We start from the raw sequence: 23,302 nt of genomic DNA on the forward strand, positions 1-23,302 counted from the left end.
CCGCAGCACTGCGGGTTTTTCTTTAGTCTGAGTTAAAAGATGGCAGCGCTACAGAAAGCCTCTTGTCAAAATCAGGAACGCTTGCGATAATAAATGTAAGTGCTTACATAACTACCTTGGAAAATTAACTTAATTAACGAAGGGAGATCGGCGGAACATTAAATCGATATGATTGGCAAAAGACATTTCATTTTTTAATGGCCAATTTTTATTTTGACTAGGTTAAGCTTGCTGCAAAATCAACAGCCAAAGTTAACAGTGCCTTATTCTATAAACACCTGGTATACCTTTAAAAGACAAGAGGTTTGCGGGTTTTCCACAAGTTTACTGGACACTGCTGTGCTGAGAGTCTTCATGATATAAAAAAGTCGTAAATGGCTATATTTAAAGAGGGGGAAAACGGTTGGCTAATCATGTAATCGGGAGTTTTCAATTAATGAAATCCCTGAACCGGTCCCTGATTCTGAATATTATTCGTTCTTCAGGGATGATATCCAGGGCAGAAATTGCGAAGAAAACGAGGCTTACTCCGCCTACCGTTACAAACATCGTTCATGAACTTTTGAACGAGGAATTAGTTATAGAAGGCCAGACCGGACCTTCAAGCGGAGGACGAAAGCCTATCATGCTGAGAATCAACTCACGGAATTTTTATATCATAGGGGTGGATGTCGGGGTTAAAAAAGTCCGCTTTGCCGTCACAGATTTAAATGCGGAGATTCTTATGAAAAGCATCGTATCCATCAGCGAAAGAATGACAGAAGAAGAGCTTGTCAAATTGATAATTAAGCAGATTTATACCCTTATTGATAAGGCGGATATTCCAAGGACGAAGATAATGGGAATTGGAATTGGCATGCATGGAATCGTTGATGCTGAACGCGGGATTTCCATATTTGCCCCAAATCTTAATATGAAAAACATCCCGCTGAAAAGCATGCTGGAGGCAGAATTTATGATCCCGGTAAAGGTTGAAAATGATGTGAGGGCTATGGCGCTGGGCGAGGCATGGTTCGGCAGCGGCATTGGCTTTGAGGATCTCATCTGCATCAATGTTGGATATGGGATCGGTGCAGGTATTATTATGAACAACAAGCTGTTTAGGGGACGGCATGGCCTGGCGGGTGAAATCGGCCATACGGTCGTTGATTTAAACGGACCAAGGTGTACGTGCGGAAGCTATGGATGTCTCCAAACTCTTACGGCCCACGACGGGTTAAAAAGTGCAGCTATGAAGGAAATCATTCTTGGCAGGAGGACCCTTATCTCTGAGCTGACTGAAGGAGACGTTGACAAAATCAGCGGGAAAATTATCCATCAGGCTGCAAAATCAGGGGATGATCTGGCGATTGAAATATTACAAACGACCGGTAAATACCTCGGGGCAGCCATTTCTAATCTTGTTCACGTCTTAAATCCGCCAAAAATCATTATTGGAGGCGGCATATCAAAAGCAGGACCATTTCTATTGGATCCTCTTAAGGAAGTCGTTCTAAAACGGGCGTTGAGTGAAGAGGCAAGGGAAACGATCATCGTCGAATCAGGTCTTGGGGACCGTGCAGGACTCGTCGGCGCTGTTACATTAATCCTGGAGGATATGTTTTCATTAAACTATGAAAATAGGAGACAAACAGTATAAGAAAGCCCTTACATTTTGAAAAAAAGTGTGCTATTTTAATAGTAGTTCGTTATATTATTTAATTAAGTAACACGTTTCACTTTGGGAGAAATGAAAGCGGATACAAAAAAGGGGGATTTATATGAAGAAGGTATGGTCATTATTGATGGCTGCAGTCATGACAGTGGGGATGCTGTCTGCATGCAGTTCACAGGGATCAGGCGGTTCCGCTGGGGATGGCGGAAAGCCTAAAGGAGAAATTACCGTTTGGGGATGGAATGTTGCAGCGAGCTCAATGGAATTGGCTGTAGAAAATTTCAAGAAAAAATACCCGGATGTGGAAGTGAAAGTCCAGGATATAGGGCGCTTGGATCTATACGATAAGCTCACAGTCGGGCTTGCTGCCAACGGTGCCGGACTTCCGGATGTCCTGATGGTAGAAAGCGACCGTTTGGATAACTATAAAAAGCAGTTCCCGAAAGGATTCATGGATCTTTCTGAAAAAGGGTTCGATAAATATGAAGATAAATTCGGGAAATCAAAAATAGCTACAGCTAAAAACGAAGATGGAAAGTTCGTAGCCATGCCATGGGATATCGGGCCGACAGGCGTTTTTTACAGAACTGATATTTTTGAAAAAGCGGGTGTAGATCCGAAATCGATTGAAACGTGGGATGATTTCATCGAAGCGGGGAAAGTGATTAAAGAGAAAACAGGTTCTGCCATGGTACCAGTGGATATTGCGAAGGATGATGCACTGTACCGGATGATGCTGAATCAGCAAGGTGCTTTCTATTTTGATGATAAAGGCAACATTGACTTCCAGTCTGATGAATCCGTAAAAGCGATGTCCATGATTCAAAAGCTGCAGGAAAACAAGCTGGTGGCTAATGTGGACGGATGGGATGGAACTGTAACGGCGACTGTCAACGGAACTGTGGCAACTGTGCCTTTCGGCGTCTGGTATACCGGAACCATTATGGAACAGGCAAAGGAGCTTGATGGGAAATGGGATGTAATGAAGCTTCCCGCATTTGAAGCCGGCGGAAACCGGGATGCCAATCTTGGGGGATCGGATATCGTCATTCCGGCTGCCTCCAAAAATAAAGACGCAGCTTACGCATTTGCTGAATTCTTCACGACAGATAAAGATACGCAAGTGAACGTTCTTAAAAAATACGGAATCTTCCCATCGCTGCTTGAAACATACGAAGACAAATACTTTGATGAGCCGGTTGCTTTCTTTAACAATCAGCCGATCTTCCGTATGTTTGCAGACGAAGTGAAAAATATTCCTCCGGCCAATTATACGAATGATTACCCTCGCGGACTGAAATATGCAGCAGATGCTCAGGCTGCAGCTCTTCTTGATAAGAAGGACCCGGCTGAGGCACTGAAAGCAGCTGCTGATCAGCTGGCAAATGAATCGAAACGCGAAATCAATAAGTAAGATATAGAAGGGAGGGCTGCTTGTTCAAGGGCAGCCTTCTTCTTTACCCCGTTTCTAAATTTAATGAACAAACGCGTTTCATTCAGATGTCCCGAGAGGAGGATTTCAATATGGCAGAGCTTCAAAAAGAGACCGCTGTCAAGCAGGTCTATGAACCAAAGGCGTATAAGAAAAATTGGATTACACCGAAAAACTTCCCGTATATTCTCATTGCACCTACCGTGATCCTCTTCTGTTTATTCACGGTATATCCGGTTATTTCATCGTTCATTATGAGCTTTCAAAAAAGTGACGGGGCCGGGATGGCATTTGTCGGCTTAGAAAATTATGTAAGGCTATTTAAGGATCCACTTTTTTTAACAGCCTTGAAAAATACGTTTTTCATCTTAATTATTCAGGTTCCGATTCAGCTGTTCCTGGCCCTGATTCTTGCCGCAGCCCTGAATTCAAAGCTTGTCAAAATGAAGGCTTTTTTCCGGATTTCCTACTTTATGCCGGCCATCACAGCACTCGTTGCTTATTCCATTGTTTTCATGATCATGCTGGATGAAAATTATGGAATCATCAACTACTTTCTTTCCTTGCTGGGAATGGAAAAGGTCGGCTGGCTGACGAGTACTACATGGTCCAAAGTTGCCTTAATGATAGCCATCACATGGAGGTGGACAGGCTACAATATGGTGATTTACCTCGCCGGTCTTCAAAATGTATCTGAATCCTTATATGAAGCGGCAAGCATTGACGGCGCTGGCAGGGTCCGGCAGTTCTTTTATATTACAATCCCGCAGCTGCGTCCGATTATTTTGTTTACTTTCGTACTCTCCACGATCGGAACTCTGCAGTTATTTGATGAACCGTTTATCCTGACTGAAGGCGGACCGAATAACTCCACGTTAACGATTTCTCTGTACTTGTACCAAAACGGTTTTAAATACTTCGATTTCGGCTACGCATCGGCTATAGCTTATGTGCTTGTGATTATGATTGCGATCCTCTCCTGGATTCAGATGAAAGTCGCAGGTGATCAGGACTGATGAAAACACAAAAGAACATCTCGAAAATATTGCTGTATGCCCTACTAATTGCTGGTGTCATTTGTTCCATCGGTCCGTTTTATTGGATGGTGATCGGAGCTTCCCATACGAGCGGCGAGATTTTCAAAGTTCCGCCGAATTTCCTTCCTGGCAGCGAGCTATGGACGAACCTTAAAAACCTGGATGAATCCATTGGTATCCTAAAGGTTCTGGGGAATTCATTAACGATAACACTCATTTATACAGCATTGGCCCTGATGATCTGTTCTGCTTCAGGCTATGCTTTTGCCAAGTTCAAATTTAAAGGAAGAGATGCCATCTTCTTTGTTCTGTTATTGGCCATTATGATTCCGTATCATGTGACGCTGATTCCGCTGTTTAAAATGATGGCTGCTCTCGGGTGGATCAATACCTATCAGGCTGTTATTCTTCCGAATCTGGCCTATCCTTTTGCCATTTTCCTCATGAGGCAAAATATGAAGGCGCTGCCTGACTCATTGCTGGAAGCAGCTAGAGTGGATGGCGCAGGGGAATTTAAAATCTTCTTTACGATTGTTTTGCCGACAATGAAGCCGTCTCTTGCAGCGGTCGCCATCTTCCTGTTTATGTTTCAATGGAACAATTTTCTTTGGCCGCTTGTTATCCTTAACGAGCAGGATATGTACACATTGCCTGTCGCATTATCAAGTCTGATTGGACTGTCTAAGGTTGATTATGGACAGCTGATGATGGGAACTGCCATCTCAACTCTGCCGATTATGATTTTCTTCCTGCTGCTGCAGCGCCAGTTTATATCCGGCATGCTTGGGAGCTCTGTTAAAGAATAGATCGGAATATCTATATCTATAGATCAGAAAGCAATTTTTACTTTTTGAAATTTGTGTATGGGCTGGAGCTCCAATCAATCTTTCTTTAAAGCTCTGTTATACTTGGCTGTTGATTTCCGTTGCAGGCGCTCGCTTTCCGCGGGGCGGGCGGTGAGCCTCCTCGCCGCTTTGCGCCTGCGGGGTCTCACCTGTCCCGCTGCTCCCGCAGGAGTCTCGCGCCTTCCACTCCAATCAACAGGTGTTAAAAATCAATATCAGGCTTTAACAGAGCATTCTTTTAAAAATAGCTCAGTTAAACCTAAAGGTTCATTGCAGCTATCAGGCGCTCGCTTTCCGCTCCAATCAACAGGTGTCAAAAAATCAACACTACACTTTACCATAGCCTAAACCCGGAAATACAGCTTTGAGCGTTTCCGGGTTTTCATATTCGTATTTACCTTGCAGTAATTAGCCGCTCTATTTCCGCTCTTAATCTATCTCTCAATTTTTCCAATTCATCTTCTGCAGGCTTTACTTCCTCAGCAAACATGTCTTCCCGGTCTACCCACCATACGGGTCCTTTTATAGGGGCATCGTTTTCCTTCCTGGGAAATAAATGCCAATGCATATGAGAATCCCCGTTTCCAAGCAGTTCATAATTCATCTTTTCAGCTCCAAATGCTTTTTGAACCGCTTCTGCAACCAAGCTCATTTCCATTAAAAATGTTCTTTTAAATGTTGGATGAAGCATATGCAGTTCGCTTTTATGCTCTTTGCAGAGGAATAGGCTGTAGCCTTTGAAATATTGATGGTCTCCGATTACTACATAACCGGTATCGAGTTCGGCAACGAAATAAGGATTTTTCTCTTTTTCTATCCATTGGATTCTCTCGCAGATTAAACAGGACATATATTCATTCTCCCATCAAAATAAAATGCTAATATTTACCTTAATCCAATTGTAATATGAATATCTGATTTAGTCTTGCAAAATATGAAAACGCTTGCCATAATACATGTAAGTGCTTTCGCAAAAACATAATTAAATTAATTAATTTTCTGTAAGAGGAATTAATTGATTGTATATGCAGCAGGGAGGATGAATGGATGGCGAGCCATCTTGTCGGAAGCTTTCAATTAATGAAATCGCTTAACCGGTCTTTGATATTAAATATTATTCGGTCAACGGGAGGGATTTCACGAGCGGAAATCGCCAAAAAAACGAAGCTGACTCCTCCTACCGTTACGAATATCGCCAGTGAACTGCTGAACGATGGACTGGTAGTTGAAGGTCAGCAGGGCCCTTCCAGCGGAGGGAGAAAGCCGATTATCCTAAGAATTAATTCCAGGAACTTTTTCGTTGCAGGAATTGATGTAGGAGTAAGTAAAATCCGCTTTGCCCTAACGGATCTGGAAGCGCAAATTGTGCTTCAGAATACGATTCCGATTGATGATTCGATGACGGAGGAGGACTTTGTTCAGATTATTATCCGTGAGATTCTTCGGCTTGTAGAGACAGCAGCCATCCCGAAGGATAAGCTGATCGGCATCGGAATTGGCATGCATGGAATAGTGAACTCTTCTAAGGGGGTAGCCTTGTTTGCACCTAACCTTAACTTAAAGAACATCCCTCTGAAGGAGAGGCTTGAAGAGGAATTGCTTGTCCCGGTACGGGTGGAAAATGACGCAAGGGCAATGGCTCTGGGTGAATCCTGGTTTGGCAATGGTGTTGGAGCAGAGGATCTGATTTGCATCAATGTCGGCTATGGAATTGGGGCAGGAATCCTGATGAACAATGAATTATTCAGAGGCCGCCATGGACTGGCAGGGGAAATTGGGCACACGGTCGCAGATTTAAACGGCACGAAATGCACTTGCGGCAATTATGGATGCCTTCAGACGGTCGCAGGACATGATGGACTGAAGCGGGCAGCCATGAGGGAAATTTCCTTCGGCAGAAAAACGTTAATTACGGACCTGATCAATGGAGACGAGAACAAAATCAGCGGTGAATTGCTGCACAAAGCTGCACTTCAAGGGGATGAGCTAGCGATTGAAATATTCCGTGATGCAGGGAGATACATCGGTACAGCTGTAACAAATCTGATCCATATTATGAATCCTTCGAAAATTATTATCGGCGGGGGAATTTCAAAAGCTGGTCCCTTTTTGCTTGATCCTATTAGGGAAGTCGTAAAACAGAGGGCATTGGATGAGGAAGCTAAGGAAACAGTGATTGTTCAGTCCGGCCTTGGAGATGAGGCGGCTTTGATTGGAGCAGCAACGCTCGTGCTTGCAGAAATGTTTGCTGTGCAATACCAAAACCAAAAAGAGATCTTATAAATCTAAATAGTTTGTTTCATAAATTAATTAAGTAACTATATAGCCAGAATCATAGGAGGGAAATTATGGAAAAAAAATGGAGCGTATTTCTGTGTCTCATAATGGGGATTGGACTTCTGGCAGGATGTTCTGGCAAGGCTGATAACCCAAATAAATTAACAGCCTGGGTCTGGAACGTTAACGTACCGGTTTTGGAAGCTGCTGAGAAGCGATATCAGAAAAATCATCCAGAGTTTGATCTTGAGATTGTTGAAATGGGTACAAGCGATGTTTATCAAAAACTGACCACTGGGCTGCTTGCAGGCGGACAGGGCCTTCCGGATATTGTTCTGGTGGAGGATGACCGCATTCAAGGCTACATTGATTCCTTTCCGGATGCCTTCCTGAACTTGTCAAAACAAGGATTTGATAAAAAGAAAGAATCCATGTTCCCGCAATTTAAAAGAGACTTAGTTTCAAAGGACGGAGATATGTATGCGTTTCCTTTCGATGCGGGTCCCACAGGGGTCTTTTACCGCAAGGATATATTTGAAAAAGCCGGCGTAAATGCGGAAGATATGAAAACATGGGACGATTTTATCGAAGCTGGAAAAACGATTAAAGAAAAAACCGGCAAGGATATGATCGGGCTTGATTTAAACGGGGATGACGGTCTCTACCGAATGATGCTGAATCAGCAAGGGACCTTTTATTTTGATGAAAATGAGAAACCGAATCTGACTTCAAAAGAGTCAGTTAAAGCCATGGAGGTCCATAAGCAGCTGAAAGAAGCGGATCTTGTGAAAAATACAGTTGGCTGGGATGCATGGATCAGCTCCATGGTTCAGGGGGACGTCGCGACAGCTCCATCGGGTGCATGGCTTGCAGGCTCAATTACCCAGCAGGGAAAAGATTCTGCCGGCAACTGGGGAGTCATTCCTTTACCGGCATTTGAGGAGGGTGGAAACCGTGCCTCAAATCTTGGCGGAAGCAACTATACGATCATGAAGTCATCTGAAAATGCGGAAATGGCCTATGATTTCCTGGAGTATTTTTCAACGGATGAACAAACTCAGATTGAAGCAATGAATGGCGGGCTCTTCCCTTCCTTAACCACTATTTATGATGAAGAAGTGTTTACAAACGGAGTGGACTTTTTTGGCGGACAGGCTGTATGGAAAACACTGGCCGATCAGATGACAGATATTCCATCCGTTAATTATACAGGGGATTTCCCATACGCCAAGGATGAAGCGGTAAAGGCGCAGTCCCAGGCAACGGGAGGAAAGCTTTCAATCCAAGAAGCATTTAAAGCAGCTCAAAAGCGTTTGAAGAACAGGATGCTGTAAAGTGAAAATTCTGGAAGGAGCTAATGCAGTTAGCTCTTTCTACAAAAGGCGGGATTGCAAATGAGTCGTTCACGATTGTTTCCTTATTGGTTTTTAGCTCCGGCACTGGTTTTGTTTCTCATTTTTACTGTGTATCCGGTCGTTGCTTCCTCTATCTTAAGCTTTCAGAAGTTTGAGGCAGGAGCTTATACCTTTAACGGATTAAACAACTATATTCGTCTCTTTAATGACGAGATTTTTTGGACAGCGCTAAAGAACACGTTTATCATTTTCATTTTTCAGGTGCCGCTCATGCTGCTGCTCGCAATCGTATTGGCAGGGGCATTGAACAGCCAGCTTTTAAAGCTGAAAGGATTTTTCAGGGTTTCCTTCTTCCTTCCAGCTGTAACGTCTCTTGTAGCCTATTCCATCCTTTTCTCGATCATGCTGCAGGAGGAAGGGATTATCAACAACGCGTTGAGCTACCTTGGGATTGCAGCCGTGCCCTGGCTGTCTGATGGGTTTTGGGCAAAAGCATCGATTATTCTTGCGATGACGTGGAGATGGACAGGCTACAATATGGTCATTTTCCTTGCTGCGCTTCAAAATATCCCAGAGGAAATTTATGAGGCAGCCTCATTGGATGGTGCAGGAAAGATCCGTCAATTCTTTCATATCACCATCCCTCAATTAAAGCCCGTCATCCTGTTTGCCGGTACATTGAGCACGATTGGAACACTGCAATTGTTCGATGAGCCATTTAACCTGACTAAAGGAGGACCGGCAGATTCAACGATGACGCTGGGACTTTACATTTATCAGAACGGTTTTGAATATTTCCAGTTTGGCTATGCTTCCGCCATTGCTTATGTGGTAGTTGTTCTAGTAGCAATCTTGACCTTCATCCAATTCAAAGTGGCAGGTGATCGATAATGGAAGCCGTAAAAAGTGTACCTATAACACAGGAAAAAAAGAATAGGAAGCTTCCGCAAAAAATAGGCATGTATGCATTGCTGGGGGTCTTTCTGGTCATCTCTATTTTTCCTTTCTACTGGATGTTCATCGGGTCTACAAATGAATCCGGGAAAATGTTCTCGAATCCGCCGACGCTTCTTCCCGGAACGAAGCTCGTGGAAAACTATCAGAACCTGAATTCTGCTATTGATATATCAAGAGTGCTATTTAACTCATTGTTTGTTTCCCTGCTGTATGTGGTTTCAGCATTGATTGTATGTTCTCTCGCCGCTTATGCACTGGCGAAGCTGGATTTTAAAGGGAAAAATCTGATCTTTACAGCTTTCCTGCTTTCCATGATGATTCCTTATCAGGCAACCTTAATCCCGCTCTTTCAAATGATGTCTTCTGCTGGATGGCTGAATACGTATTTTGCGGTCATTGCTCCGCAAATCTGTTATCCGTTTGCCATTTTCCTGCTGCGGCAGAATTTCCTCGCATTCCCGACAGAGCTGATCGAGGCTGCACGGCTTGATGGGGCGAGTGAACTGAAGATTTTTGCGAAGGTTGTCATGCCGGCAATGAGGCCGTCACTTGCAGCTGCATCGATTTTCTTATTCATGACTCAATGGAACAACTTCCTATGGCCGCTCGTTGTATTGAATGATTCATCCATGCACACGTTCCCTGTAGCTCTTTCCAGTTTAATGGGATTGTCGTACATTGATTATGGACAAGTCATGATGGGGGTTTCCATAGCGACGATTCCAATCATTATCTTCTTCCTCGTTCTGCAGAAGCAATTTATTTCAGGAATGCTTGGAAGTGCCGTTAAATAAGGAGGGTTTCTATGCTGACAGCAAAGGACGGACAATTTTTTCTGAACGAAGAACCTTTTCAAATCCTATCAGGAAGCATTCACTATTTTCGAGTGGTGCCGGAATACTGGGAAGACCGATTGCAAAAATTGAAGATGCTCGGTCTGAATACGGTAGAAACGTATATTCCTTGGAACGTGCACGAGCCTAAAAAAGGAGAATTTCAGTTTGAAGGAATGGCAGACTTGGAAGGATTTATTCAGACAGCGGATAAATTGGGTCTGCATGTCATCCTTCGGCCCGCTCCCTATATTTGTGCAGAATGGGAATTCGGCGGTCTGCCTGCCTGGCTGCTGAAGGGACAGGATATGGAGCTTCGAAGCTCCGATCCCGTGTTTTTAAATCATTTGACCGAATATTTTCACGTTCTCCTGCCGAAGCTGGTGCCTTATTTATCTGGAAATGGCGGACCGGTCATCGCGGTGCAAATTGAAAATGAATATGGAGCCTATGGAAATGATCAGCAATATTTGAAGTATTTAAGGAAGCTTTATCAGCAGGAGGGAATAGATGTCCTGCTCTTTACTTCTGATGGTCCCGAGTTTATCCAGCATGGTTCGCTGGAGGACGCGGTAACTACGCTGAACTTTGGCTCCAGGCCGGAGGAAGCGTTCAGCGAGCTGGAAAGGTTCAAACCAGGCTCGCCTCTAATGTGTGCAGAGTTTTGGATCGGCTGGTTTGATCACTGGGGCGGTGAGCACCACAGAAGGGACGCAGCGGAAATGACGGCCGTATATGAAACCATGCTTTCCAAAGGGGCATCCGTCAACTTTTATATGTTCCATGGAGGAACGAACTTCGGCTTTATGAATGGAGCCAACCATTACGAAACGTATACTCCGACGATCACAAGCTATGATTATGATGCTTTGCTGACAGAATGGGGAGATCCCTCGGATAAATATTTTGCAGTGAAAGAGATATTGGCCAGGTATAAGGAGGTTCCTGAAGAGGATCCGGAACCCGGTGAGAAAAAAACATACGGCAAAGTGGCATTATCGAAAAGCTCCAGCCTGTTTGATGCCATTCAGGATCTCTCCTCTATCAAAGCCATTGCACCGAGATCGATGGAAGAGTTTGATCAAAGCTATGGAATGATTCTTTACCGGACTAAGGTAGAGAAGCAGGGAGAGCTCGAGATGGATATTTCGCCAATAAGGGACAGGGCGTTTATCTATATCAATGGAACGCATGTGAAGACCATCTATCGGAATGATGCGGAGAAAACGATTACGCTGTCCTTTGATCAGGCCATAAATGTGCTGGAAATTCTAGTGGAAAATATGGGCCGTGTGAATTACGGGAAGCATTTGAAGGACCGAAAAGGAATCATTCAAAACCTTTGGATCGGCCAGCAATATTGGTTTGATTGGGAAGTGATCCCGATCGAATTGAATCATGAAGAGATAACCTTGATTCAAGGAAAAGATACAAGATTTCCAATATTTTACAATGGCAGCTTTTCTGCAGAAACCTGTGCGGATACGTTCATTGATTTGACCGGGTGGACAAAAGGGTATGTCTGGGTGAATGGCTTCAACCTGGGCCGTTATTGGCAGTCAGAGGGACCTCAACTAAGTCTTTACATCCCAGGGCCGCTGGTAAAAGAGGGAGAAAATGAAATCCTTGTACTGGAACTTGAAGGGACATCATCAAATACCGTTGAATTGTCAGATCAGCCCGATCTCGGATAAGAGGAGGAACCGCTATGCCTATTCATATCAACGAATCTTCTAAACAATTTCATTTAACAAACGGACAGATCAGCTATATTTTTCATGTGATGAAAAACGGGGAGCTTGGCCACCTTTACTATGGAAAAGCTTTGAACCATCAGGAGGATTTTTCACATTTTCAAAACTCAGCTGTTCCGACAGCGGCAAGCTGCCATGTTGAAAAAGATGATCCTGCCTTTTCACTGGAAACAGTAAGACAGGAATACCCTGGCTACGGGACTACAGACTTCAGGGAACCTGCGCTTTCAATCAGAAGAGAAAGCGGCAGCGCGATCCACCGTTTTGAATACGCAGACTATGCTATTACAGATGGAAAGGAACGGATTCCAGGCATGCCGGCAACATTTGCGGAGCAAGGGGAAGCGGAGAATCTTGCCATTACGCTGCTCGACCGGACAGCCGGACTGAAGCTGACTTTGAACTACACCCTATTTGAGCATCTTCCTGTTATGGCAAGAAGGACGACCATAGAAAACATCGGCACGGAAAACGTTCAGCTTGAACGGGTAATGAGCTTGTCCCTTGATTTAAATGACCGTGACTATAAGATGATGCATCTTTCCGGTACGTGGTCAAGGGAGCGCCACTTGAAGGAGCGTGTGCTTGAGACAGGCATTCAGTCCATTTCAAGTGCAAGAGGAGCAAGCTCTCATCATCATAATCCATTTTTAGCACTTCGTCGGCCAGAAACAACCGAGACGCTTGGAGAAGCGATCGGCGTTCATTTCATTTACAGCGGAAATTTTCTTGCCCAGGCAGAGGTGGACCATTACGATACGACGAGAATCACGATGGGTATTCATCCATTCCAATTTAATTGGAACCTGAAACCCGGCACGGCCTTCCACACTCCTGAGGCTGTCCTGACCTATTCGGATCAGGGCCTGAACGGATTAACAAAAGGTGTGCATGATCTATTCCGGAATCATTTAATATCGCCAAACTGGCGCAATAAAGAAAGACCGGTTCTCATCAATAACTGGGAAGCTACGTATTTTGACTTTAATGCAGAGAAAATCACGCAAATTGCCAGACAGGCTAAAGAGCTTGGGATCGAGCTTTTCGTTCTTGATGACGGGTGGTTCGGAAAAAGAAATGATGACACCTCTTCCCTTGGGGACTGGTTTGTAGATGAAGCCAAGCTCCCTGCAGGAATAGAAGCTCTTTCTGAATCGATTCGGGGGGAAGGTCTGCAGTTCGGTTTATGGTTTGAGCCGGAGATGGTGAATGAGGAAAGTGAACTGTTTAAAAAGCATCCTGACTGGGTGGTTCATGATCCGGAGCGTCCTAAATCCTACGGCCGTAATCAATGGGTGCTGGATTATACCCGCAGGGAAGTCGTTGACTATCTGTATGAAAGAATGTCGTTCTTTATCCGCTCTGCCAAACTCAGCTACATTAAATGGGATATGAACCGCAATATTACTGAAGCCTATTCAGCTGCCTTGGGAAATGATCAGCAGGGTGAGTTTTTCCACCGCTATATTTTGGGAGTGTATGATCTGTACGAACGGCTCACCGCTGAATTTCCGGACGTCCTCTTTGAATCGTGTGCGGGAGGCGGAGGCCGCTTTGACGCGGGTATGCTTTATTACGCGCCTCAGGCATGGACGAGCGATGATACGGATGCAGCTGAAAGAATGAAGATTCAATACGGTTCTTCTTTTGTGTATCCCATCTACAGCATGGGCTCTCACGTATCGGATATTCCCAATCATCAGACCATGAGAAAGACATCGCTTAAAACACGGGGAGATGTCGCGTATTTTGGAACCTTCGGCTATGAACTGGATCCCAATCGCATGACAGAGGAAGAGAAGGAAGAAGTGAAAGGGCAGATTGCGCAATACAAGCAGCTTCGCACCCTGATCAGGGACGGCGATTTTTACAGACTGATCAGTCCGTTCACATCGAACGAATTGCTTTGGATGGTTGTGGCGAAGGATCAGTCTGCAGCCATCGCCGGCTGGTATAAAACACTGGCTGTTCCGAATCCGAAAAAAGAGCAGGTCATCAAGCTTACAGGGCTGGATCCCGATGCAGCCTATTCAGTAGAAGGCCGTTCCAGGATCTATCGGGGAGATGAACTGATGAGGAGAGGTCTTAATTTATCAATGGAATTCAACGGGGTCAATGCCAAGTATGCAGAAAGAGGAGGAGACTTTCAATCCGAAGTCTTTCTTTTGAAAAAAGTCTGACGCGGGCAAGCCGTCTTGTTCTACCCTCATAATCCTCTTCATACGCTGATAAGGGAACAACTTCAGACATCAAGAGAGGGGGAGCCTGCGTGGTTTACCGCATGCTTGCATTGAACATAGACGGAACGCTGCTTCGCTCAAATGGACGCCTTAACCAGGTGACAAGAGAAGCTATTGAATTTGTACAGAAAAAAGGTGTGTATGTCTCGCTTGTGACAAACCGCCATTTCCAGTCTGCCAGAAAGCTTGCGAGAGCCTTAAAACTGGAAACGTTTTTGGTTACTCACAGCGGCGCCTTTATCGCAGAAAAAATAGATGAGCCGCTTTTTGAAAGAAGACTGGGAGAAACGTTGACGTACAGCCTCGTTCAGGTGCTCGAAAACTATGAATGCCATATCCGGATTATTCATGAGCGCTATAGCATCGGCAACCGGGTGAAGGTTACGCCTCACATGACCGGAAGTGCGGTCATCCAGTCCTCTGAACCTCTTTTCTATCCAAATCAATATGTAGAATCACTTGGAGATGCACTTAGAGATGAACCGATTGATGCTCCTAAGCTGGAGGTGCTGTTTCAAAGCAAAAGGGAGAAGCAAGCGGCGGCTGTTTTTTTGAAAGAAACTTTTAATGAGGTCACCATTTCAGACAGGAACGCACTCCGCTTCGATCTAACGGCCAAAGGAGTGACCAAAGCAACCGGACTGGAGCTTCTTTGCAGCCATCTTCAAATACCAATGAGCGAGGTTGTCGCGATTGGAGACAGCTCGGATGACCGGGATATGATCGCAAATGCCGGACTCGGTGTCGCTATGGGGCAGGCGCCGTTTGAAGTAAAACAGGCTGCTGACTGGATCACACGCTCCAATGAGGATTCAGGAGTTGCCTACATGATTAAAGAGCATTTTAGAAAACAGTACCGCCTTGGATACTTAGATAAAATTAAGCTGGACCGGTAAGTAAAGGCTGACCCTGAGGGGTTGGCCTTTTTTTGATGAAAAGAGGAGGGTAATAACACAGGCGAGTGAGTATGTGAAAGCAGCTTACGAAGGACGAACGCCCGGCTCAAGAATGGTGAATGTATTATTCACTGTATTTAAATTTGCTCGGGCACCGATTGGAATGGCTGCTTTGTAATACCCGTGTGCCGTCGTAACGTTTGTCATCAGCGGTTTACCAAGCGGAATAAAGAAATCCTGAATTAAATCCTCAAAGGTTTTGCTGTATGCCTCCCCGCATTCGGTACATTCTCCAAGAACAATCCCGGCACAATCCTCAAATTTTCCTGCAAGTTTTAGGTGGTTTGCATAACGGTACACTTTATTAATCGGCTCGTGTGTTTCTTCAAGGATAATGATTTTTCCGTTTGTATCGATGTCATAAATGGTTCCGATCGTATCATCAAAAGAGGTTAGATTTCCCCCGACCGTTTCTCCGGTTGCATTTCCCGGTACTCTGCTGACCTGTAGAATGCCAGGAGGATTCACAATTTGACGCGGTGATTGGAGGGTAGCCGTGGCCGCAAAAAACTGCTGAAAATTATAGGCGGGGGTTTCCGGCACAAAATCAAGCAGGAGCAGACTCTGAAAGGTAATTAAATCTGCATATTGAAATAAAACATTTTGCAGAACCGTAATATCGCTGTAGCCGCTGAAGATTTTTGGGTTTTTGCGGATAATTGAATAATCAAGATAAGGAAGAATACCAGCAACTCCGACTCCGCCCCTTGTCGGCAGGATCATTTTCACTGCCGGGTTGGAAAACATATTCATTAAATCCGCTGCTCTCTGTTCATCAGTTCCGCCCAGAAACCCGTTAGCCGCATAAACATAGTCACCAAGTACAATCTTAAATCCCATACCTCTTAACGTTGCGATCCCCTGATTTATTTTTTCCTCATCAAGCGGACTGCCGAGCGTAACGATGCCAATGGTATCTCCCTGCTGTAAAATAGGCGGTCTCTGAGCCAATCCCTTCACCCCTTCTATCCAAATCATGCTGTAACATGTATATGTGGAAGTGATGCGAAAAAGAAGAACCTATAATCTGAAGTGAAATGAGTATGCTTTTCATTGACCGACAGTTCAATCATAAGATAGGATGGACATGTCAGATAAATTAGGAGGGCTTACATGGATTTGCATGCCGAAGTTCAAGGCAGCGGCCGCCCCGTTATTCTCATTCACGGGCCCGGAACGGATTTGCGTGAATGGGTTTTCATCATCCCTTATCTACTTAAAACGTGCCAAGTGATTGCTTATGACGTCAGAGGGTCAGGAAAGTCGCCGTCTCCGGTTGAACCGATGAACTTCGTCGACGATTTAAGAATGCTTATGGACGGTCTCCACATTGAAAAAGCAACACTAGTCGGTCATTCAAGAGGTGGACAGGTAGCTGCAGATTTTGCATTAACTGATCCTTCCCGCATCGAAAAGCTCATATTAATTTCTCCCTCATTAACCGGATACGAATATTCACAAGAGTATAATTTTTGGCTGCATAAAATAAATTCAGCACCTCGCGATATCAATGGCATTGCTGAACTTGTTATGAACGGACCCCATCACTCAATCATTAAAGCATCCGAGCATTTTGCTCTTTTCGGGGAAATGATGAGGACTTATGTAAGAAAGGCTCTTACAGAATGGAAAAATTATGAAATCATTTGGCCGGAGCCCCCGGCTATTCAAAGACTCAAAGAAATGCAAGCAGCTACTCTTTTTATTCAGGGAACAAAGGAATTTGAAGATATGTATCAAATTAGAGAACATTATGACAAGATCCCGTCCATTGAATTTGTCATTATTCCTCGCGCCGATCATATGTCGACCTTGACGCATCCTGAAGAAATTGCCGAAAATATTTTGGAGTTTATAAAGGAGGAAGCTAAACACTAATGCCGCGCACCCCTGAAGCTTATGAGAAGATAAGAAAGCAAAGCAGCGAGAGAATATTATCTGCTGCTTTAGACCTCTTCATAAAAAAGGGATACCACTCCACCTCAATCGAAGAAGTAACGAAACTTGCCCAAGTCTCAAAAGGGCTGCTTTATCATTATTATCAAGGAAAGGAAGGCCTCCTTGAAGCAATAATCCAGATGAGGATTGAAAACCTGCAAGCAGTGATGGAGGGCGCCCTGACAAAAAGGACACCTAAAGAAAAACTTTGCCATATAGCAGAAGGAACGCTGGAAAACGTGTTTCAGAATCCTGAGCTGTACCGATTTTATATGAATCTTCAAACCCAGCCCCATCAGGATTTGGTACTCGCAAAATATGCGGATATCCTAAAGAAGGAGTTTGAAAGAAATTTTGAAATTCAGAGCCGGATTTTTGAAATGCTCGGTGACCAAGAGGCGAGGAAGCGCTCCCTGCTTTTTTCCTCCACGCTTAATGGCATTATGCTGATGATTTGCAGCTATCCTGATCATTTTCCCATTGAAGAAATGAAGTCCCAGGTGATAGAGGAGTTTTGCAGTTAACCCTTATTGTGTTCGCACCATCCATCATGTACACTAAGATCAGTTTTTAAATTTTTCCTAAAAGGTGATTATGTTGCGTATTTATATAAAAGGAAATCAGGATGAACGGTTTCATCGGCCGCTTAGACTGATTTCCAATTTGTTTTTTGAAGAGACAGAACTTTTGTTTGAAGAAGATGAAGCAGATTTAACGGCTTCCTTTGTAATCGAAGACCGCGGACCATCTGTTCTCATTTCCGGAATCGCGGAAGCAGGCTCCCGCACCTATACGGCAAGCCACGAAAAGGATCTGACTGCTTTCTCTATAGAAAAGGAACGGTTTAAACAGATTAAAAACACATTGGCCCGCGTATACCTCATGCTGCTTCAAGAGCATACCGGCATTATTCAGCAGTGGGGCATCCTGACAGGAATGCGCCCGGTCAAACTGCTTCACAAAATGCTGCAGGACGGCATGACGAAAGAAGCAGCCCACCATAAGCTGCGGGAAGAATATTTAATTACCGAACAAAAAATACAGCTCATGCAAAGCATTGTGGACCGTCAATTAAAGGTGATTCCCGATCTCTATGACCTCGGCAGGGAAATCAGCATTTACATCGGAATTCCATTTTGCCCGACTAAATGCGCTTACTGCACATTCCCTGCGTTCGCTATGAATGGAAAACAAGGCAGAGTCGATTCGTTCCTTGGAGGTCTCCACTACGAAATGGAAGAGATCGGAAAGTACCTGAAGGAAAGCGGCATCAAAATTACGACTGTCTATTACGGCGGAGGAACGCCAACAAGTATTTCTGCAGAGGAAATGGACATGCTGTACGAACGCATGATGGAAGTCTTCCCCGATGTGAAGAACATCCGGGAAGTGACCGTTGAAGCAGGACGCCCTGATACGATCACACCTGAAAAGCTGGATGTCCTGAAGAAATACAGCATTGACCGCATCAGCATCAATCCGCAGTCCTATACACAGGAAACACTAAAGGCAATCGGCCGCCACCATACTGTAGAGGAAACGATAGAAAAGTTCCATTTAGCCCGCAAACACGGCATGAACAATATCAACATGGATCTCATCATCGGACTGCCGAATGAAGGGGTAGAGGAAATGGCGCATTCCCTTGCTGAAACGGAAAAGCTTATGCCTGAATCACTCACCGTTCATACTTTGTCATTTAAACGTGCTTCCGAAATGACCCAGAACAAGAAGCGCTATAAAGTGGCAAGCCGTGAGGAAACAAGCGACATGATGGGACTAGCCGTTGACTGGACTGCAATAAACGGATATGAGCCGTATTACCTTTACCGTCAAAAGAATATCCTAGGCAATCTCGAGAACGTAGGATATGCGCTTGAAGGACAGGACTCCCTTTACAACATCATGATTATGGAAGAACAGCAGACCATACTCGGACTTGGCTGCGGAGCCGCCAGTAAATTCCGCGATCCGGAAACAGGAAAAATCTCACACTTCAACAACCCGAAGGATCCAAAATCGTATAATGATGGATATAAGCATTATACAGAAGAGAAAATCCGTATCATGAACGAACTGTTTGGTGTGAAGGAAGATGTATAAGGTTTTTGGAAAGCCCGGCCGGAGAGCCGGGCTTTTTTCAGTTGTGCAGGATTGATGGTAGTGGGGGAGATCTGTTTAGGGAGGTAAAAAAAGGATGAGGCTTTGAAAAGATAATAGTGAATCAGATTGGGTAAGCGGGCGTTAGAATGATTGTCGGCGGGGCAAAAACCTGTGTGGAGTGAGGCTGTATCGTTTAAGTTTGCTACTGAATCGGAATCCGGCAGGTCGAAACGTCCCGAATCGAAGTTTTCGATCATAAAGGACGCGATGCCAGGCAAGAATGCCAGGCAATGCGGACCGGACCCAGGTACTGATTGGGTTTATGATGAAAAATTTCCGGTTTATGATGAATTTTTAGGGTTTATGATGAAATTCCTCCAGGTTATGATGAATTTTTCCAGATTATGATGAAATTCTGAAATATATGATGAAAGCTGAAAACTCTTTCCCCAAGGCATCATGCAGTAAGTAGTCCAAATACTCCTGAACAGCCTCCACCAATCCCTTCATTTCTCACAATCTGTAACTTTACATCCTCCAATCCGTCTTTTAAAATAGAATTTCCTTAAGTTTTTGCTTTAGGACAGGAGGATCTTATTATGTTTGAGATAAAACCAATTCAATCAATGGAAGCGATTCCGCTTCGCCAGATGGTGATTTCACCGGACTCGCCACTGGAAGAGAGCAAGTATATCGGAGATGAAAACGAAGATACCATACATATTGGAGCGTTTGCGAAGGATCAGCTTGTCGGGGCAGCCTCTTTTTATAAGGAGCAGCATGACAAATTAAGCGGCAAAAGCATGTACCGCCTTAAAGGGCTTGCAATTGATCCGGGTCACCGCAATGAGTTAAGGGGGCAGACGCTCATTTTGTTCGGTGAGAACCTTTTAGCACAAAACAAAATTGAGGTGCTGTGGTGCACGACAAAAGTGTCAAATCTGCCTTACTATCAGCATCTTGGATTTCATGAGACAGAGCATACCTACAATGATGGAGAAAAGGGTCTTCAAGTTTTGATGGTTAAGCATATATGATTATTTCAGCAGAGCGGGCAAGATTGAATGCCCGCTCATTTTTTATGGCGCAAAAGCAGGATTTTAGCAGAATGATAGGAAAGTATATAGAGAGATTCTATTTTTGCAAGAAAATGAAAGCGATTCCAATTTTGGAGGGGATTCGATGTATTCATCAATCGGGAAGCTTTTTGATCTAGCGGCGGAAAAGGGCAGGGATAAAGAGGCGCTTGCTGATGTGTCTCGCGGTATAAGAAGGACTTTCAGCGAGTGGAAAACAGATGTGAATCAATGTGCAAATGCTTTGCATGAAGCAGGGGTGAAAAAGGGAGACCGTGTTTCCACGTTCCTTTTTAACTGTGCCGAGCTTGCAACGGTGTTCTTTGCCTGCTCAAAGATTGGTGCAGTGCTGAACCCGATTAATTTCCGCTTAAAATCACAGGAAGTCGCATTTATATTAACGGATTGTTCTCCGAAGCTCGTCCTGTTTGAGAAAGCTCTCACACCGGAAATTGATGCGCTGCATGAGCAATTCCCCTATACGCTTTTCTGGTCCATCGATTCTGCTCCTCCGTCCTATGCGGACTATTATCATGAAAAGGTCAAAACCGCTCCCGCTCATGATGTGCAGACGGAGGTTACGGAGGATGATTTATACGCCATTATGTATACGAGCGGGACAACAGGCCGTCCAAAAGGCGTGCTCCACAGGCACCGAGACATGATTGACCAGGCAATGGTTTGCACTATGGCGCTCCGTCTCACTCCAAATGACTGCGGGCTGACAGCCGCTCCGATGTTCCACTGTGCCGAGCTTCATTGCTGCTTCCTTCCGAGAGTCCTGATTGGTGCTAAAAATGTGATTCTGCACCATTTTGATCCGAAGCAGGTCCTGGATGTCATAAAAAAAGATCAGATCACCATTATGTTCGGAGCCCCGACGATGTGGAATATGCTTTTACAGGAAGACTTGGAGTCAGCTGACTTCAGCAGTATGAGGGTCGGTCTTTATGGTGCTGCTCCAATGGCACCTGCTTTAGTAAAAGCCCTGAAAGAGGCGGCTGGTATCGACTTGGTTCAGGCATACGGCATGACTGAAATGGGTCCGGCTGTGACCTTCCTTACTGAAGATGAACAGCTGACTAAGGCCGGTTCTGCAGGAAGAGTATGCTTTGGACATGAACTGATTATCGTACGCCCGAATGAAGATGGACCGGCTGAACCGGATGACCGGCTCAAGCCATATGAGGTGGGGGAAATTCTCGTTAAGGGCCCATCCGTTATGGCCGGCTATCATCAGAGACCCGAGGCAAGTGAGAAAGCATTGTATAAAGGCTGGTATCACTCCGGAGACCTCGGTTATTTGGATAAAGACGGCTATTTGTTCGTTGCAGACCGTGTGGATGACATGATGATCAGCGGCGGAGAAAACGTATACCCGCGCGAGGTGGAAGATGCCCTGCATGAGCATGATGGGGTCCTTGACGCAGCCGTTCTCGGAGAGCCGGATGAAAAATGGGGCGAAATCGTAGTAGCGTATATTGTAAAGAAAAACCCAGAATTGACAGAGGATGATCTTGAAATTTTTTGCAAAGAAGGAAGCAGATTAGCGGCCTATAAGCGTCCGCGCAAATATATTTTTACCGAACAGCTGCCAAGAAACGCAAGCGGAAAAATCCAGAAATTCCTGCTGAGGGAGCAGCTTGCCGCACATACACAGGCGTAACAGAAAGGATGAAAAAGGGATGACATCAGCCGTCTATATAAAAGAAGAGCATGCCATATTCAGAAGTTCTTTGAGAAGGTTTTTACAGAAGGAAGCCGTACCTTTTTACGAGCAATGGGAAAAGGACCGTCTAATTCCAAGAGATTTTTGGATGAAAGCCGGGAAGGAAGGTTATTTATGTCCATGGGTGGATGAGGAATACGGCGGACTTCAAGCAGATTTTGGCTATTCCGTCATCTTAAATGAAGAAATGGAGAAGGTCGGTTCAAGTCTGATTGGTTTCGGGCTTCATAGTGATATTACCGTCCCATATATTCATGAATTCGGAACACCGGAGCAAAAGCAGCGCTGGCTTCCTGGCTGTGTTTCCGGGGATATCATTACCGCAATCGCGATGACTGAGCCCGGGGCAGGGTCCGATTTAGCTGGAATCAAGACCACTGCGGTGAAAGAGGGGGATTCCTACAGGCTGAATGGTTCGAAAACGTTCATAACGAACGGTATTCATGCAGACCTTGTTATCGTGGTCTGTAAAACAGATCCGAAGGCGGTTCCCGCTCATAAAGGAATCAGCCTGATTGCTGTAGAGAAAGAAACAATCGGTTTTCATAAAGGGAAGAAGCTCGACAAGGTGGGTCTGCATGCCCAGGATACAGCTGAGCTTTATTTTGAAGATGCGATCGTACCTGCAGAGAACCTGCTTGGGGAAGAAGGCAAAGGCTTCTACTACCTCATGCAAATGCTTCAGCAGGAGCGGCTGCTCGTTGGAATTTGTGCTCAGGCATCTGCGGAACGGATTTTGGAACTGACTTCTGCTTATGTGAAGGAACGTGAAGCCTTTGGAAAATCAATCAGCAAGCTCCAAACCGTTCAGTTTCGTCTTGCTGAAATGGCGACAGAAGTGCAAATTGGCCGTTCGTTTTTAAATGAAGCCATTCAGGATCATATGGATGGCAAGGATGCGGTTCAAAAGGTATCCATGGCTAAATGGTGGCTCACAGACATGGCAAAACGCATAGCGGCAGAAGGAATGCAGCTGCATGGAGGGTACGGATACATGGAGGAATACGAGGTTGCAAGGCGGTACCGTGATATCCCGGTTATGGCTATATACGCCGGCACTAATGAAATCATGAAAACGATTATTGCGAAAAAGATGGGACTTTAATTAGGGGGAGA

19 protein-coding genes are annotated in these 23,302 nt (G+C 44.8%); 17 read left to right on the forward strand and 2 right to left on the reverse strand.

The window, feature by feature from the left end; genetic code table 11:
* The first annotated feature begins 403 nt into the window (after positions 1-403).
* The 4 genes from WCV65_RS05885 to WCV65_RS05900 all read left to right on the forward strand — a co-directional run bounded on the left by WCV65_RS05885 (position 404) and on the right by WCV65_RS05900 (position 4,929).
* Positions 404-1,639 (forward strand): ROK family transcriptional regulator, encoded by a 1,236-nt coding sequence (locus tag WCV65_RS05885; RefSeq protein WP_338780807.1) that lies wholly within the window; start codon positions 404-406, stop codon positions 1,637-1,639.
* 121 nt (positions 1,640-1,760) lie between these two features.
* Entirely contained in the window at positions 1,761-3,068 is a 1,308-nt protein-coding gene (locus tag WCV65_RS05890) for a sugar ABC transporter substrate-binding protein (RefSeq protein ID WP_338780809.1), read from the forward strand.
* Positions 3,069-3,178: 110 nt separating this feature from the next.
* Complete coding sequence (locus WCV65_RS05895) at positions 3,179-4,102, forward strand: sugar ABC transporter permease (protein ID WP_338780811.1); 924 nt, start codon at positions 3,179-3,181, stop codon at positions 4,100-4,102.
* Positions 4,102-4,929 (forward strand): carbohydrate ABC transporter permease, encoded by an 828-nt coding sequence (locus WCV65_RS05900; protein ID WP_338780813.1) that lies wholly within the window; start codon positions 4,102-4,104, stop codon positions 4,927-4,929. The genes WCV65_RS05895 and WCV65_RS05900 overlap by 1 nt, the downstream gene beginning before the upstream one ends.
* 433 nt (positions 4,930-5,362) lie before the next feature.
* On the opposite strand, the gene WCV65_RS05905 is transcribed toward WCV65_RS05900, so the two are convergent.
* Positions 5,363-5,818, reverse strand: a complete 456-nt coding sequence (locus WCV65_RS05905; protein WP_338780815.1) for an HIT family protein — start codon at positions 5,816-5,818, stop codon at positions 5,363-5,365.
* A 197-nt stretch (positions 5,819-6,015) separates the two neighbouring features.
* On the opposite strand from WCV65_RS05905, the gene WCV65_RS05910 reads away from it, so the two are divergent.
* The 7 genes from WCV65_RS05910 (at position 6,016) to WCV65_RS05940 (ending at position 15,280) form a co-directional block, all read left to right on the forward strand.
* Complete coding sequence (locus tag WCV65_RS05910) at positions 6,016-7,251, forward strand: ROK family transcriptional regulator (RefSeq protein ID WP_338780816.1); 1,236 nt, start codon at positions 6,016-6,018, stop codon at positions 7,249-7,251.
* A 65-nt stretch (positions 7,252-7,316) separates the two neighbouring features.
* Positions 7,317-8,579, forward strand: a complete 1,263-nt coding sequence (locus WCV65_RS05915; protein ID WP_338780817.1) for a sugar ABC transporter substrate-binding protein — start codon at positions 7,317-7,319, stop codon at positions 8,577-8,579.
* A 60-nt stretch (positions 8,580-8,639) separates the two neighbouring features.
* Positions 8,640-9,491: a sugar ABC transporter permease gene (locus tag WCV65_RS05920; protein ID WP_338780819.1), complete on the forward strand. Its 852-nt coding sequence runs from the start codon at positions 8,640-8,642 to the stop codon at positions 9,489-9,491.
* The gene (locus WCV65_RS05925) at positions 9,491-10,351 is read left to right on the forward strand and encodes a carbohydrate ABC transporter permease (RefSeq protein ID WP_338780821.1); all 861 of its coding nucleotides are present in this window, start codon (positions 9,491-9,493) and stop codon (positions 10,349-10,351) included. The genes WCV65_RS05920 and WCV65_RS05925 overlap by 1 nt, the downstream gene beginning before the upstream one ends.
* An 11-nt stretch (positions 10,352-10,362) precedes the next feature.
* Positions 10,363-12,084 (forward strand): glycoside hydrolase family 35 protein, encoded by a 1,722-nt coding sequence (locus tag WCV65_RS05930; protein WP_338780823.1) that lies wholly within the window; start codon positions 10,363-10,365, stop codon positions 12,082-12,084.
* 14 nt (positions 12,085-12,098) lie between these two features.
* Positions 12,099-14,324 (forward strand): alpha-galactosidase, encoded by a 2,226-nt coding sequence (locus WCV65_RS05935; RefSeq protein WP_338780825.1) that lies wholly within the window; start codon positions 12,099-12,101, stop codon positions 14,322-14,324.
* Between the two features lie 89 nt (positions 14,325-14,413).
* A complete protein-coding gene (locus WCV65_RS05940) occupies positions 14,414-15,280 on the forward strand; it encodes a Cof-type HAD-IIB family hydrolase (RefSeq protein WP_338780826.1) in 867 nt (288 codons plus the stop codon).
* Positions 15,281-15,364: 84 nt separating this feature from the next.
* On the opposite strand, the gene WCV65_RS05945 is transcribed toward WCV65_RS05940, so the two are convergent.
* On the reverse strand, positions 15,365-16,291 hold the full coding sequence (locus WCV65_RS05945; RefSeq protein WP_035406528.1) for an LD-carboxypeptidase: 927 nt from the start codon (positions 16,289-16,291) through the stop codon (positions 15,365-15,367).
* Between the two features lie 162 nt (positions 16,292-16,453).
* Here WCV65_RS05945 and WCV65_RS05950 point away from each other — a divergent pair, with 162 nt between their 5' ends.
* From WCV65_RS05950 to WCV65_RS05975, 6 genes are all read left to right on the forward strand, one after another.
* On the forward strand, positions 16,454-17,218 hold the full coding sequence (locus WCV65_RS05950; RefSeq protein ID WP_338780828.1) for an alpha/beta hydrolase: 765 nt from the start codon (positions 16,454-16,456) through the stop codon (positions 17,216-17,218).
* Positions 17,218-17,802: a TetR/AcrR family transcriptional regulator gene (locus WCV65_RS05955; protein ID WP_035406524.1), complete on the forward strand. Its 585-nt coding sequence runs from the start codon at positions 17,218-17,220 to the stop codon at positions 17,800-17,802. Before WCV65_RS05950 ends, WCV65_RS05955 begins: the two co-directional genes overlap by 1 nt.
* A 73-nt stretch (positions 17,803-17,875) precedes the next feature.
* Positions 17,876-19,381, forward strand: coding sequence for a coproporphyrinogen III oxidase (locus WCV65_RS05960; protein ID WP_338782180.1), 1,506 nt, complete (start codon positions 17,876-17,878; stop codon positions 19,379-19,381).
* Positions 19,382-19,980: 599 nt separating this feature from the next.
* Positions 19,981-20,418: a GNAT family N-acetyltransferase gene (locus WCV65_RS05965; protein ID WP_338780829.1), complete on the forward strand. Its 438-nt coding sequence runs from the start codon at positions 19,981-19,983 to the stop codon at positions 20,416-20,418.
* Between the two features lie 145 nt (positions 20,419-20,563).
* Complete coding sequence (locus WCV65_RS05970) at positions 20,564-22,123, forward strand: fatty acid--CoA ligase (RefSeq protein ID WP_338780830.1); 1,560 nt, start codon at positions 20,564-20,566, stop codon at positions 22,121-22,123.
* 19 nt (positions 22,124-22,142) lie between these two features.
* Positions 22,143-23,291: an acyl-CoA dehydrogenase family protein gene (locus WCV65_RS05975; protein WP_035406516.1), complete on the forward strand. Its 1,149-nt coding sequence runs from the start codon at positions 22,143-22,145 to the stop codon at positions 23,289-23,291.
* The last annotated feature ends 11 nt before the right edge of the window (positions 23,292-23,302 follow it).

The sequence above is a fragment of the Metabacillus sp. FJAT-52054 genome (assembly GCF_037201815.1).
Lineage (GTDB): Bacteria > Bacillota > Bacilli > Bacillales > Bacillaceae > Metabacillus_B > Metabacillus_B sediminis.

Bases quoted from the DNA above. Each gene is read 5' to 3' on its own strand.
- WCV65_RS05910 (WP_338780816.1), top strand. From the start codon at position 6,016: ATGGCGAGCCATCTTGTCGGAAGCTTTCAATTAATGAAATCGCTTAAC.
- WCV65_RS05970 (WP_338780830.1), top strand. From the start codon at position 20,564: ATGTATTCATCAATCGGGAAGCTTTTTGATCTAGCGGCGGAAAAGGGC.
- WCV65_RS05915 (WP_338780817.1), top strand. From the start codon at position 7,317: ATGGAAAAAAAATGGAGCGTATTTCTGTGTCTCATAATGGGGATTGGA.
- WCV65_RS05925 (WP_338780821.1), top strand. From the start codon at position 9,491: ATGGAAGCCGTAAAAAGTGTACCTATAACACAGGAAAAAAAGAATAGG.
- WCV65_RS05890 (WP_338780809.1), top strand. From the start codon at position 1,761: ATGAAGAAGGTATGGTCATTATTGATGGCTGCAGTCATGACAGTGGGG.
- WCV65_RS05950 (WP_338780828.1), top strand. From the start codon at position 16,454: ATGGATTTGCATGCCGAAGTTCAAGGCAGCGGCCGCCCCGTTATTCTC.
- WCV65_RS05930 (WP_338780823.1), top strand. From the start codon at position 10,363: ATGCTGACAGCAAAGGACGGACAATTTTTTCTGAACGAAGAACCTTTT.
- WCV65_RS05975 (WP_035406516.1), top strand. From the start codon at position 22,143: ATGACATCAGCCGTCTATATAAAAGAAGAGCATGCCATATTCAGAAGT.
- WCV65_RS05965 (WP_338780829.1), top strand. From the start codon at position 19,981: ATGTTTGAGATAAAACCAATTCAATCAATGGAAGCGATTCCGCTTCGC.
- WCV65_RS05935 (WP_338780825.1), top strand. From the start codon at position 12,099: ATGCCTATTCATATCAACGAATCTTCTAAACAATTTCATTTAACAAAC.
- WCV65_RS05900 (WP_338780813.1), top strand. From the start codon at position 4,102: ATGAAAACACAAAAGAACATCTCGAAAATATTGCTGTATGCCCTACTA.
- WCV65_RS05905 (WP_338780815.1), bottom strand. From the start codon at position 5,818: ATGTCCTGTTTAATCTGCGAGAGAATCCAATGGATAGAAAAAGAGAAA.
- WCV65_RS05955 (WP_035406524.1), top strand. From the start codon at position 17,218: ATGCCGCGCACCCCTGAAGCTTATGAGAAGATAAGAAAGCAAAGCAGC.
- WCV65_RS05920 (WP_338780819.1), top strand. From the start codon at position 8,640: ATGAGTCGTTCACGATTGTTTCCTTATTGGTTTTTAGCTCCGGCACTG.
- WCV65_RS05895 (WP_338780811.1), top strand. From the start codon at position 3,179: ATGGCAGAGCTTCAAAAAGAGACCGCTGTCAAGCAGGTCTATGAACCA.